The sequence below is a fragment of the Bacillus sp. UNC41MFS5 genome (genome assembly GCF_000686805.1).
In genome coordinates this window covers 49,186-63,063 of sequence record NZ_JMLP01000018.1, presented here as the reverse complement: position 1 = coordinate 63,063, position 13,878 = coordinate 49,186, and the positions used below count along the sequence as shown (strand labels likewise).

At 44.2% G+C, this 13,878-nt stretch carries 8 protein-coding genes; all 8 read right to left on the bottom strand.

Annotated features, from left to right (window positions below):
- Nucleotides 1-154 precede the first annotated feature (154 nt).
- The 8 genes from BR30_RS0110860 to BR30_RS0110825 all read right to left on the bottom strand — a co-directional run bounded on the left by BR30_RS0110860 (nucleotide 155) and on the right by BR30_RS0110825 (nucleotide 13,718).
- Nucleotides 155-1,612: an ABC transporter substrate-binding protein gene (locus BR30_RS0110860; protein WP_026565044.1), complete on the bottom strand. Its 1,458-nt coding sequence runs from the start codon at nucleotides 1,610-1,612 to the stop codon at nucleotides 155-157.
- Nucleotides 1,613-1,635: 23 nt separating this feature from the next.
- Nucleotides 1,636-2,514: a carbohydrate ABC transporter permease gene (locus tag BR30_RS0110855; RefSeq protein WP_051633567.1), complete on the bottom strand. Its 879-nt coding sequence runs from the start codon at nucleotides 2,512-2,514 to the stop codon at nucleotides 1,636-1,638.
- Nucleotides 2,515-2,672: 158 nt separating this feature from the next.
- The gene (locus BR30_RS0110850) at nucleotides 2,673-3,602 is read right to left on the bottom strand and encodes an ABC transporter permease (protein ID WP_026565042.1); all 930 of its coding nucleotides are present in this window, start codon (nucleotides 3,600-3,602) and stop codon (nucleotides 2,673-2,675) included.
- Nucleotides 3,603-3,769: 167 nt separating this feature from the next.
- On the bottom strand, nucleotides 3,770-6,880 hold the full coding sequence (locus BR30_RS0110845; protein ID WP_026565041.1) for an alpha-mannosidase: 3,111 nt from the start codon (nucleotides 6,878-6,880) through the stop codon (nucleotides 3,770-3,772).
- 25 nt (nucleotides 6,881-6,905) lie between these two features.
- The gene (locus BR30_RS0110840) at nucleotides 6,906-8,786 is read right to left on the bottom strand and encodes a beta-N-acetylhexosaminidase (RefSeq protein WP_026565040.1); all 1,881 of its coding nucleotides are present in this window, start codon (nucleotides 8,784-8,786) and stop codon (nucleotides 6,906-6,908) included.
- 246 nt (nucleotides 8,787-9,032) lie between these two features.
- A complete protein-coding gene (locus tag BR30_RS0110835) occupies nucleotides 9,033-9,644 on the bottom strand; it encodes a YesL family protein (protein ID WP_026565039.1) in 612 nt (203 codons plus the stop codon).
- 25 nt (nucleotides 9,645-9,669) lie between these two features.
- Nucleotides 9,670-11,001, bottom strand: a complete 1,332-nt coding sequence (locus BR30_RS33140) for a glycoside hydrolase family 125 protein (RefSeq protein ID WP_051633561.1) — start codon at nucleotides 10,999-11,001, stop codon at nucleotides 9,670-9,672.
- Between the two features lie 11 nt (nucleotides 11,002-11,012).
- Nucleotides 11,013-13,718 carry an alpha-mannosidase gene (locus BR30_RS0110825; protein WP_026565038.1) on the bottom strand — a complete coding sequence of 902 codons (2,706 nt, stop codon included), beginning with the start codon at nucleotides 13,716-13,718 and terminating at the stop codon, nucleotides 11,013-11,015.
- Nucleotides 13,719-13,878: the final 160 nt, after the last annotated feature.

Genomic DNA, 13,878 nt, shown 5'->3' with positions numbered 1-13,878 from the left:
TATTAAATATTTTTTGAGTAAAACGTCCTTTTCTTCTTAATCCCATTTTGATGTCCTCAAATTATACTTATTGTTTTTTCTAGTCTACCACTGGAACCTACGGTTTCAAATAAAAGCAAGCTGAGATTTTCCACCCAGCTTGACTTTTTTGTTCTTATTTTTGCTTGCTCTTCCAATCGTCAAATTGCTTTTGAATTTCTTTTAAGACTTTGTCAATTCCAGCTTCTTTTAACTTCTTATTATATTTTGGCAAGTACTCTTCCGGGTCAACAGAACCTGTTGCCAATGCCGGATAGAATTCTTTTGATATATTCGTAATCGATGCAAGCTCAGATCTTACTGAGTCGCTGTTAAAATGGAAACCAAGGGTTGGCGCTGTTTTGGCAGATTTGTTAAACTCTTCGAATTTATCCCATTTATCTTTAGGATCATTTTCATACAAATCCAAAACAAAGAAGTTTCCAAGTGAATAAGATGGAACATTATAACGATCGATACGTGCTGGAAGGTCTTTAATTGTTCCGTCGTCATTTTTTTCGTAATGAACACCTTCAATACCTTTGTCAACAAGGTTACGAAGATATGGGTCTGTGTTAAGTAGTGTCAGGAATTCCATTGCTTTCTCAGGATTCTTTGATGTGGCTGAGATGGCCTGAATGGAACCGGATACAGAATCATTAATGGTAATCGGATCTTCAGCCGGAACGGAAACAACATCATACTTAGACGCGCGGGACCACAATAAATCAGCATATGGCTGAGAATCACCCATGCGGACAAACCAGTTTTCTACATCCATCGGCCAGCTGTCTTTACTTGTCGCTGCATCTTCTTTAAGGAATCCAGCCTTATAATATTGATGCATGGTTTTATAGGTTTTCATGGTTAAGTCAGATTCAAATTGATTAATCACATGGTCTCGATCGCCTTCCATTGCAAAGGCAAATGGCATTTCATTATTAAAGATATAATCGTATGGCAGATAGGCTTTGAATGTAGCCATTGGAGTGACGCCAGGTTCATTCTCTTTAATCGTTTTTAGCATCGGTTCAAGGTCTTCCAAGGTTTTTACTTTTGAAAGATCAAAGTGGTATTTGTCTACTAGGCGTTTATTAAAGGTATAAACAGATTGTCTTGCTGCCTCTTTATTAGTAGGAACGCCATAAATTTTTCCGTTGACCTTAATTCCTTCTAACAGGGCCGGATTGAGAGCCTCTTTAAGTTCTTTGCCCTCTTTTCCTAACATATCGTCAATGTCCTTAAAGGCACCTTTTTGGGCATTTTGAACGTAAGAGGTACCATTGGTAAAAATAATGTCAAACGGTTCCCCTGAATTGATCATCACCTGTGATTTTTGATCCCAATCACCCCAGTCAATCTGCGTCATTTTCACTGTGGCATTGATTTTTTTCTTTGTGTACTTGTTGACTTCTGCAAAGACTTTTTCAGTATCTTTTTGCGGGGTTCCAATGGTGTACCAATTAATTTCATAAGGCTGGCCATTTTTACCGCTTTTTTCGGATGTGGCACTGTCTTTGCTGGTGCAGGCAGATAGAAGGGTTCCAGCTGCCAGTACGGATGCGAGAATAATGCCTAACTTCTTTTTCTTCATTCCTCTTCTCCTCTTTCTATTGATTATTCTTTAACGCCGCCAATCGTCAGTCCGCTAATAAAGTACTTTTGGAAGAACGGGTACGAGACTGCGATCGGTAAGGTGGCGATTACAACCATAGCCATTTTGGCTGATTCTTGCGGAATCGTATCAAATAAACTTGTCTGCATGATAGCGACATCCATATTTTTTCTCATAAATTCAAGATTTGCCTCAATTTTCATGAGTAAAGCTTGAAGCGGCACCAGATTAGGGTTATCAATATAAAGCAAAGCTGTAAACCAGTCATTCCAATAACCCAATGTACTGAACAAGGCAATTGTAGCAATTCCCGGTAAGGAAAGCGGGAAGATGATTTGGAAGAAGATTCTCCATTCACTTGCCCCATCGATTCTTGCCGATTCCAATATCGATTCAGAAACGGACTTTAAGAAGAAGGTTCTCATAATGATAATGTAAAATGCATTCATCGCAAGGGGCAAAATCAGTGCCCAAACGGAATTTTTCAAATGGAGGAACTGGGTGACAACGATGTAAGTCGGCACCAGTCCGCCGCTGAAAAGCATCGTAAAGAATGCTAGAAACGTGAAAAATCTTCGATACTTAAATTGCGGTCTGGAAATCGCGTAGGCATAAAAGGTAATCATGAACACACTGATGATGGTACCGATAATTGTAATAAAAATCGTGACACCATAGGAGCGGAAAAAGGACTCCTTCATACCCCAGAGATAATGATAAGCATCCAAGCTCCATTCCTTCGGGATCAATTGAAAACCGTTCCTGACAATACTTTCCTCACTTGTAAACGAAATGATAATGACATAGATAAACGGAAAGATACACGTAAATGCGAGAATCCCAAGCAGCACACTAATAATAGCATTTGCGGCCGGATGCATATGTTGAGGGTTCCGATACTTCTTCCTGATGACCTTAGGCTTTCCCTCTTTTATTTCTTCTACTTGTTTTGAAATAAGAAGCGTTGATTGGGTTTGTTCTAGTTTTGGCATATCATTAGCCGCCGGGCGACTTTTCCTCCCTTCTAAAGAAATGAACATTAAAACAAGGCACTTTCCTCATCCACTTTACGGACAATGTAGTTGGTAATGATCACGAGGATAAATCCAACAGCCGACTGGTATAGACCTGCAGCTGTACTCATGCCGATATCCCCCAGATTCATAAGTCCTCGGTATACGAAGGTATCAATTACATTTGTCACCCCATATAGAGCTCCCGAATCTCTTGGCACTTGATAAAACAATCCGAAATCCGAGTTGAAGATCCGCCCAATATTCATGATGGTCAGGATAATCATTAATGGCTTAAGCATTGGCAGGGTAACATGTTTAATCTGCTTCCATTTTGAAGCGCCATCAATCATCGCTGCCTCATAATACGTCCGGTCAATCCCGACGATGGAGGCTAAGTAAACGATACTGCCGTAACCAACGCCCTTCCACATGCTCATGAATACGAGAATAAATGGCCAATATTTCGATTCGCTATACCACGATATAGGGTCGACATGGAACCAGCCAAGAATATGATTTAACAAGCCGTGTTCCGTACTTAAGAAAGTGAAGACAAAATAACTGCCGATAACCCATGAAATAAAATGCGGGAACAAAATAGAAGTTTGGTAAACCTTCGACAGCCTCTTATTGATTAACTCACTGAGCAAGACAGCTGTTGCAACCGCCGTTACCAGCCCTAATATGATAAAGACAAGATTGTAGAGGATGGTATTTCTGGTAATGATCCAGGCATCATTTGTACTAAATAAATATTTGAAGTTGTCAAAGCCAACCCATTCACTATTCATGACGCTGGCAAAAAATCCATCGGGATCAATTCGGAACTTTTTAAAGGCCAATACCTGTCCAAACATCGGCAAATACGAAAATAGGAGCAGCCAAATTGTTCCTGGTAACACCATAAGCAGCCAAACTCGATTTTTATAGAGATCACTTAATATCCTTTTCATGTTTTTCCTCCTTCCGAATATTATGTAAGCACTTCCATACCTTTATTTTATAGGGAAAAGGGACCTAATTATAGTTGACTAATTTGGGATTAAGTGCAAAAATCTTAGAATTTAATACAGTAAAATGAGAGAACCGACTGAAGCGGTCTAGTCGGTTCTTTTTTATCCTATAAAACTCTAAAAGTCTTAATCTCATACGGTTTGATTTCAACCTCAATCGGCGATGCCGATTCCTCTCCAATTGGTTCCTCCATCAAATCGGTCTCCACCCATGAGTTCATGCCTGCGAGAATATCCAAAGAAATCTTGCCCCTGCGTCCTTCATATTCATGAAGGCGGATAATGATGCCGTTGCCATCATAGGCCGGCTTAATAGAATCAATCCAAACATGGTCCGAATCCATTTCGAGGAAAGACTCTTCCTTTGCCCATTTCCCTTCAGAAGCCACAACAGGATCGTTTAAATCCCACGCTGTCTCCACCGTTTTCGCTTTGCGCCATTCCCCGATATGCGGGTAAAGCGAATAAACGAACGAATGGGTTCCCTGGTCTGCTTGTGGATCAGGATGAATCGCTGATTTTAATAGAGTGATACGCATGATATTTTCTTTAATGTCGTAGCCATATTTGGAATCGTTCAGTAGGCTTACCCCATAGTCTGGTTCTGACAGGTCGGCCCACTGATGGCCGACCGTTTCAAATTTAGCCATATCCCAGCTTGTATTCCAATGAGTCGGGCGCTTCACATTTCCATATTGAATATCATAAGTGGCCTCGGTGGCGCGGATATCCACTGGGAAAGCAGCCTTCAGCAGTTTTCTCTTTTCATGCCAATCCACCGTTGTTTCAAAATCAATGCGGCGGTCATTTTGATAAAAGACAATCCGCTGGGAGATTTCAGAATAATGATAAGTCCACTTAGCAAGAATCGTAAACGTCAATTCCCCATTTTCCACGACTTCAAATCTGATTAAATCACGGATTTCTTCCATTTTTTCTTGATAAAAGAGATCGATATCCCAAGCATCATGGGCAAGTGGCTTATCTTCGAAAATTTGCAAGATATTCCCCTTTTGATTCTCAGCGAAAACCCCACGGCCTGCTTCCTTATCAAAGAGGGACGTCATTTGGCCAAATTCATTCCATTCAACTAGGTAATACGGCGTTTCCAATTTCCGGTCCTGATAGCTGAAATTCGAATTCGTTTCCTGAACGGCTGCCGCCGGCTCAAAATATAACGTCTTGGCCCCAAAGGAAGGAAGGGTGTCGACCTCAATCAGCCAGCCGTTATCCCGTTTTTGATGGGTTAAAATTTCTCCCTTGCTGTTTTTCCAAACGCCTCCGGCAAAATCGGCAAATTGCTGGACCGCCACATTTTTCTTCCCCTGGTGGTGAGTGGCATTAAAGAGCACGACAGAGCGGTCATCCTGTTCGATTCCGTGCTCAATGATACGGGATTCCACGTTTCGAACTAGCTCGTGCGCTTCCTTGTATTCTTCTTTGGCATCCTCATACACCTCATGGATAGAAGAACCAGGAATAATATCATGGAATTGATTGCGCAAAATAATCTTCCAGCCATTTTTCAGCTCGTCCGTTCCCATCCATTGGCCGTTTTCAGAAAGCCATGAAGTGAGGAATTCGGCCCGTCGGTATAGAAGCTCCAATTTTCGATTCATCTGCTTCATAAACGCCTGGCTGGTATAAGTGCCCCGGTGGTACTCGAGGTACAGCTCGCCATCCCATTTATGGATATAGCCATCCGATTCGGCAACATTCTCGTGAAGCTTGTTAAAAAATTCCCCGGCTGTCGACGTTTTCACCTTCGGCATCCCTGGCAACTCATCAAATCTGCGGCGCATTTCAAGCATATGCCGATTGACACCGCCGCCGCCATCACCATATCCATAGGAAAGAAGCAAATCTTTGGATAAATCCTTATCACGATAACCCTTCCATGTGCCATTCACCGTTTTCGCGGTAATAAAGCCATTATACGTATAGAACCAAGAGTCCGGAGAATTCCATGGCTCCGGCGTCGTAATAAAATGCGTTAAAATCTCGGTACCATCGATTCCTTTCCAGTAAAAGGTATCATGCGGCATCCGGTTATACTGATTCCAGCTAATTTTGGTCGTCATCATTGTTTTAATGCCTGATTTTGTTAAGATCTGCGGCAGCGCCCAGCTGTAGCCGAACACATCCGGTAGCCATAAATACTCGCAATCGATGCCAAACTCTTCTTTAAAAAAGTTCTTCCCGTGCAGGATTTGGCGGACAAGCGATTCGCCGCTCGGAATATTACAGTCCGACTCAAGCCACATCGCTCCGCCAGCTTCCCATTTGCCTTCAGCCACTCGGTCCTTTATTTGAGCGTAAATCTCAGGATAATCCGTTTTGATATAGTCATAGAGCTGAGGCTGTGTTTGCAAAAATAAATATTCAGGGAATTGATTCATTAAATGCAAGACCGTTGAAAAAGAACGAGCAGACTTCTCCCGTGTATTTTTTAACCGCCAAAGCCAAGCCACATCAATATGGGTATGGCCGACAGTATGGATGGTGATGTCTGATGTTTTGGTGAAGGACTGAATCGCCTCTGTAAGGCTTTCCTCCGCCGCATAACAGGACTGATAAAATTCAGGGCTGCCGGGCTCGGTCCAATTAATCAAATGAAGGGCATCCGAAATTAACTTTTTCAAAATGGTATAGGCGGAATCCGACTCACTTGTTTCTTTTATCACTTCATAAGCAGCTAATAGGGTGTAATAGAGATTATCTACCCGGCGATCCAGCCATCCGATCGCGGCCATTTGCAGCTTAAATTCATTTTCTGTCGGAACTCCTCCACCCTCAAGTCCTGACCAGAGCCTGAAATCCAAGCGCATCGGCCCCTTGGCCGTTTGGTCATCGAAGAGTACTTCTTCATGGTTGGAATCGACACCCTGATAGGGTTTACCATTGACAAATAAAAGGGATTCAAAGCCTGAATTATTGCCCCCGCCCGTTTTTCCAAACGAGAATAGTCCGACAATCTGCTGATCGGCAGATGGCAAATGAGTATCGATCTCTGCATGAAGCCAAATATAGCGATCGCGGCCTTTCCAGTAGTCACCGATATTCATCACCTTTTGTTCATCATACGCAGCCGGTGGATAGGCACCAATTGAACCATCATCCTCCTGGGCGAAAAATTGATGAATTCCCTTAAGATCTCGGTACCGGTAACCCTCTAATTCCCTGATGCGCTCTTCAAATTTTCTTTCTGTTAAAAACATGCTTTCACCTCGTTATAACTAGTTTTTATAATGAAAAGTTGCCTGCAGTGACGATCCGATGATAGACATTACCGCCTACCAGCCCATCCACGATTTCCCATGGCCCATCATGGCGCAACCGTTTTTCTTCCAATTCCTCGATCCGGGGAATCCTTCCCATGAGCCACTCCTGAATCCGGTATTTGACGGAATCAATCCGGGTAATAACGCCGCCATAACGAATATCGATCACTTCCCAGCCAAATGGCTTATACGCTGAAAACCAGACGTTTCGGTGCTTTTGTCTTAATAGATCCACATTCGCTTGGATTCGATCCAAAATCATAAGAATGGATTTCATTTGTTCAAAATCGTTGTTCTGATACGCCGCTAGAATCTTGATGCCGATTTCCGCTTTGTCAGCCAGCACCCTCGCCAGCTGTTCATATAAATCAAACAGGGCTTCCCAGGCTGGATTCTCCTGTTTGGCTTTTTCAAATACGGGCACTAGCTGCTGATAATGCTCCCCTAGAGAAAGACCGCGGACATTCTCGTCATATAAACCTATTAAACTATCTTGGTATAAGAGCACTTTCGACGTCATGGAGGTATTCATGTTATCCTTCATGACACCCGGTGTTTCATCCAATAATTTCAAATTCATAAAATCGGCAAAATGCCCGCCACCGCAAAATTTAAAACGCTCTGACACCTTTTCAAGGGAAACTTCCTTCTGGTAGGTGTGCTCGGCAAATAATTGTAAGATTGGATAAGCGGTTGCAAAAGGCGTTTCGGCCCCGTTATCGCCCCACAATGTGACAAAGATTTCGCCGATACCTTCCTGTTTACAGGCAGCCAGTGCCGCTTCTGTTGTCGCAATCGCTTTGCCATAGTTCGGCGCCAGTCCATTCCATGTCCAAGCCCCGCCGGCAAAAATCGGCGTGGAGCCGAGCAGCTTATGTTTTTGAAAATCTCGTTCATACACTTCTTGTTCTTTCCGGTAATAGTTCCAATAAACAAGCTCGACATCCGGAATCCCTTCCAGAATATCCTCCCGAATGCTGCCGCTTTCATCCTTATAAGGGCTGTTTTCGGCAAACAGCGGGAAGTACATATCGCTCCAAATCATCGGTTTCAGACCCAGCTTATCGGTAATGGAGACCACCTTTTGGAGATGCCGGTTCATGAGGTCGATATGGTTTTCATAGCCATGCTTCTCCAAATATTTTCCTAGGCCAAGCTGAAATGTCTCGTCCATACCAATATGAATCCGTTTGGTCCGAAATGGCTCGGAGGCCGCTTTTAGACAACTCTCTAAAAAATCATACGTTTTGGGCTCATCAACGAGCAGGATATCATCGGTGTCTTTGATCTTTGAGGCATAATTCCATTTCAGGGCTTCCCGCAGGTGGCCCAAGGTTTGAATGCAAGGGATCATTTCGATCCCGAGCTTTTCGGCATATTCATCACATGCTTGGAGCTCCTCAAATGTATATCTTCCGCGCATATATCCAAAGTAAGGATATTCCTTGACCTCGTAGGTGTCCTCTGTATAAAGCATCAGGGTATCTAATCCCATGACGGCCATGTGCTGCAGAAGCTTTTCTACGTCAGCAACGGTGGGAACCGCATTTCTCGACGCATCCAGCATCACGCCACTCATGTTAAACTGGGGATTTTCGGTGATATCGAATTCGCCGCTTTTCTGATAATTCTCCACCCACAATCCAATCGCCCGGAAAAAATGAACCGGCTTTTCGAATGAAATTTCTCCGTGGTCGTTTTTATTCACGATTCTTAACGGCCCTTGCTGATGTTTCACTTGTATTGGGTATCCATCAGTAGAAAGTTGAACTTTTAATCGTTTAGAAACAAGCTCAAGACCATCTGCGACAGCAGATATGTCCCCCTTTAAGTACAGTTCCACTTGTATTCCCCCTTTTCTCTCCGAATTCCAATCTGGTTCATGCTTTTTTCGTCAGCTTTGTTGTTTTTAACTACAAAAACGCAAATTAAAAGTGTATTTTTACACTAGAAAAACTAGTTTGATAGATTTATCGGCGAATTTTTATGTTTTATCGGCGAATTTTTGATTTTTATCAGCGAATCCGGAGCATTTATCAGCGAATTTCACACTTTTATCAGCGAATCGGAAATCGCTACAATTTTACCTTTAACAGGCCCTTTCTAAACGAGCAAACCGGATAAGACAAACCTTCATCATCCAATAGGCAGGAGCAACCGCAGAAATAAACGGGATGAGGCCGGGAACCTGATTGATCAGGTAGCCAATTACCAAAAAACCGGCCCCAATCCAGATAGTCGAAGGCAGCCCCGTTAAGGTGACGAGAAAGGACTGTTTGATGTATTCCCTACTGGAAAGCTCATAATGGACATAGACGGCAAAGAAATGGCCGACTGCCAATAGTAGGATGATCACCAGGATGTAAAGGATGATTGAAAGGAAGCTGGCTAAAACACCCGACATAAAGGTCTCTGTAATCCTGATATCGATAAAAAGAAAAAGGCCGATGCTGTAAAAAACAAGGCCTATTCCATTGCTTCTCTTCCATTCTTTAAAATACACCTGCTTAAACGTCTTCCAAACATGTACATCGGTATCTTTTCTCAGCCATTTACGGACGATTGTAAACAGGGCAACCGTTGCCGGGAAAAAACCAAATACCCCGAGTCCCAAGGCGGTAAAGGCAATCCAGCAAATATTTGCTGAGATCGCCCTCCATATCCATTCACAAACAACGATCATCCATGAACCATTTTTCATACGGCACCACCCTTTCCAATTAAACTTAAACTAGCTTGCCGTTATTTTTCTGCAAATGATGATAAAGTGGACTGCCTTTGACAGCTTTACCGGTTAAACTCAGCACGAATTCACTAAACATCGTGTTGGCCCACGCGAACCAGTCTCTAGTAAATTCCTCCGGACAGTCGGCGTTAAAGCCTTCGTGCATAAAATCCGTACCGCCATCGGTGTTTTTAAAATAAGACAAAATTTGCTGTTTCTCCGCTTCGCTTACCGCGGTCATCCCCTGGATGGCCAAGGCAATATGCCAAATGTAGTGGTCCGGCGTATGCGGGCTGCCGATACCATTGGCATATTTACCCTCGTAATAATAAGGATTATCTCTGCTCAAAAGGAACTTGCGTGTATTGAGATACGTCTCATCATCAAATGGCTGGTACCCTAAATACGGGGCCGCAAGCAAACTTGGCACATTGGCGTCATCCATTAAATTAACGCGGCCTTCCCCATCAGTTTCATAGACATACATATCACCGTAGATCGGATGATCCAATTTCGCATATTGTTCAATCCCCTGCCTGATTTCCTCACGAAGCTTTAAGCATTCTTCTTTTAAGGAAGAATCCTTTAACACCTCATCACACATTTCAGCCGCATACCCTAACACGACAACGGCAAACATATTTGCCGGGACCAGGTATCCGTATGTGCAGGCATCATCACTTGGGCGGAAGGCACTCCAGGTCATTCCCGTCGGAACCACACGCCCCCCTTTTCCTTCGCGGGTCAAGGTATCGGACTGGCGCACATCGGCCCGTTCAAACCGGTAAGGAGACTTGTTTTCATGATCCTGCTCCGTTCTCCAAACATGAATGATTGTCTCCAGCACTTCTTGGAGCGTTTCTTTTATATAAGCCGTACGGCCGGTTGACTTCCAAAACAGATAAGCAAGCTGGATTGGATAGCATAACGAGTCAATTTCATATTTCCGTTCCCAAATATAGGGGGTCAAGTCGGTAAGATCGGTTTGATGCCCCCTGCCATTCTCCGTTTCATTAAACGCATTGGCATAAGGGTCATGCAGGATAAAGGCGAATTGCTGGCGAATCACCCCTTCGAGTAATTCGGCCAGCTCCTCATCCTCCTCTGCAGCCAGCAAATAGGGGCGCACTTGTGCCGCAGAGTCTCTTAACCACATCGCCGGAATGTCACCGGTGACGACAAATGTTTTTCCGTCTTCCAGCTTTTTCAGCGTCGTGGTATACGTATTAACAAAGCATTGCTCAAACATATCGTGTAATTTTTGATCCCCAGGAAAGCATTCCTTCACATGTTGGATCAGTTTTTGCATCGATTCTGGAATTACTACTGTCATTTTTTTCTCTCCTATCGCTTATTTTGAAAACCTAGTGTGATAATTTCATAGCCAGTGACTTCATACTGATCGCTAGAATCATTGGTTTGTTCTTCAAGTATCGTACTCTTGTAAGATGTAAAATCCATCTGGGTGGGGGTGGATGCTGTAAGACTTTTACTAGTTGGCGCCGGATTGAACCAGCGAATCATCACGTCATCACATTCTTCCGCCACTTTCATCGATGACCACGCAAGGCCCTCGGATTCCCAGTTCACAAACTGATGGTCAGCTGGCAATGTACCTTCATGGGCGCTTGTCTGAATAACCTGAAGGGATACTTTATATTGATAAGCCTCCACAAATGCTTTTGACGCAATCACATCTTTTTCATGCATGAGCACTTGCCACTCGGCTGTTTGAATCCCGATGCACTGGGCCTCCGGTGTCGGGAAGTAGCCCCAGTCGCCAAGCTCGGCAACCGAACGAAGTACGGTGAGGGCAATCGTTCCGTCCGCTGGCAGGATTTCATATTCCTGAAGGCCGTCCGTGGCCACGGTTAAGCCCATCTCGTCACCGTTAATGCTGGCGAAGCGCTGCTGATGATGACAGAAGCTTGGATTTTCCCATTCCTTTTCCGGTGTATTCGGGCGTGTCACAACCTCAAAAATACTGTCGGCATGATGTGTTTCCGTCTGCAATCCTGTCGGGAAAAGGATACGCAGGCGGTGGTCGGCTGCTTGATTGTCAATGGTCAGCTTGAAAGCCGGACCCTTCATTCCTTTTTCGAGAGTGGCAACGGTACGCAGTGTAATGGTCGTCATTTCCTTCGATCTGCCTGCTTCTCTCTCCTTATGCCAAATCAAGCGGTTCCGTTCGATGGCCAATCGGTCATCCGCTGAAACCGGAATGGTTAAGGTATGCGTAAATTCAAGCTCGGTTCGAAGCGGTGATTTTTCAATCAAACGGAATACGGCTTGAACACCACTTGTCGTAATCGGATTCTGTCCTTTTGCTTCCTTGAACATATATTCATTGCCGACATCCCCTGTGTCCTCGTAAATACCGAGACGATGGAAGGTCCTGCCGGTTGCTTTATTCGTTAAATCATAGGTGCCATCTTCATGAAACAGAAGGTGAACATATTCATTTTCCATTTCCATGCCGCCATCCGCTGCGTGTTCTGGACGTTCTCCTGCCGGACGCTCCTCCGGAATAAGATAGAAGGTCGTGTAGCCGAATGCCGGGATATTTTCTGCAAAGAAGGAAAGCTTGGCCCGCTTAGCAAAAAACGGCTGGCGGAACTTGTCATCCGGTAAATCATAGCCAAACTCCACCACAGGGCTTTCAAGCTGACTTTCGATGGTCTTGCCGGCTTGATCGACCAGCTTGTAGGCAGGCAATTCTTTATCCTGTAAATAGATTGGAATTTCTTCAAAATGCATTTGCGAAAAATACACCTTTTCCAGATCCACTGTTTTCGTGATGACTTCGTCTTTGCTCCAGCCCGTTGTATTCAAGACAACAAGGGGAATTCCGCCCTCTGGTGCGCCCGAGGTATCAATTTTACCAGCAAGCTCTGCCACCTGCTCCGATACAAACACCTCTCCCATTTGCGAAACCGTTTCAAAGCGGGTCACCATTTCACGGTGCACCTCATCCACGCTGCAGCCGCAAATGCTGTCATGCGGGTGATTTTTCATCAAGGATTTCCACATGAAGCGGAGATATTCCCTTGGGTAGGTCCCGCCTGCTAAAAAGGCCATGCTCGCGAGCGGCTCGGCGATTTTTTCCAAAAGGGTTTGGCAGTGGTTGTTCCATTGCTTCAAATAAATCCGGCTGGATGCGGTATTGACAAGCGTCGACCAGCCATCGGTCCGCTGATTGCGCAATTCGCCTTCAATAACCTGCAGCTTCTCTGGAAGTGCTTCTTTTAACGCCTCTGTATATTCCTCAAAACTGGAATGCTTAAAGGTGTAATCAGGATATAAACTAGCTGCCGTTTCAATCGCCTGTGGAATCGTTTTTTGCAGCGGCTGGTGGTCACATCCATTCATAAACAATAACTGATTGGTGGACGCATACTTTTCGGCATCGCGGAGCTTTACATCCCAGAATTTCTTCGCTTCCGCTTCGTCCACCGGGATTTCATTTCCGTTCGAGTACCAATTGGCAAAAAGAATGCCCAATACGTTCGAGCCGTCCGGTGATTTCCAGATCATCTCGGAATAGGGAGATTCATAATCAGGAGAATCCGACACGGTGTTATTAAAGCCGGTCGGTTTGACGCCCCTTCCGAAGGCCGCCGTATCAATCCCAGCTTGCTTTAAAAGCTGGGGCGCCTGCCCATAAATGCCAAAAGTGTCAGGAAAGTAGCCAATTTTTGAGACATGCCCATAGGCTTTGGCATCCTGTAAACCGATTTGCAGGTTCCGGACATTGGCTTCAGAGCTTGTTAAAAAAGCATCCTGCAGCACATACCACGGTCCGATATGCAGCTTTTTCTGATCGATTAATTGTTTGACAATCTCCCGGTTTTCCGGATGAACGGCAAAATAGTCCTCCAAAAGAACAGTCTGGCCATCAAGATGGAACGCTTGAAACCTATTTCCTTCTTTTTTGAACTGGTCGATCAACTCATTCATCAGCTTTATGAAGTAGTAACGGTGCTTTTCAAAAGGCAAGTACCATTCCCTGTCCCAGTGGGAATGGGAGATAATATGTGCAGTTTTTTTCATTGAATCTTACCCGCTTTCCTTTATTTAAGTTTTGCGAAAACGCTATCATTTTCTTTGATTTCATTTTAACAAGCCAGGATTTTCGAGCAATAGATTACAAGTAAGTCCTATGGATTTTACAGTGTATCTAAAAATAGTTCATGAAAAATGGGGGCAACCG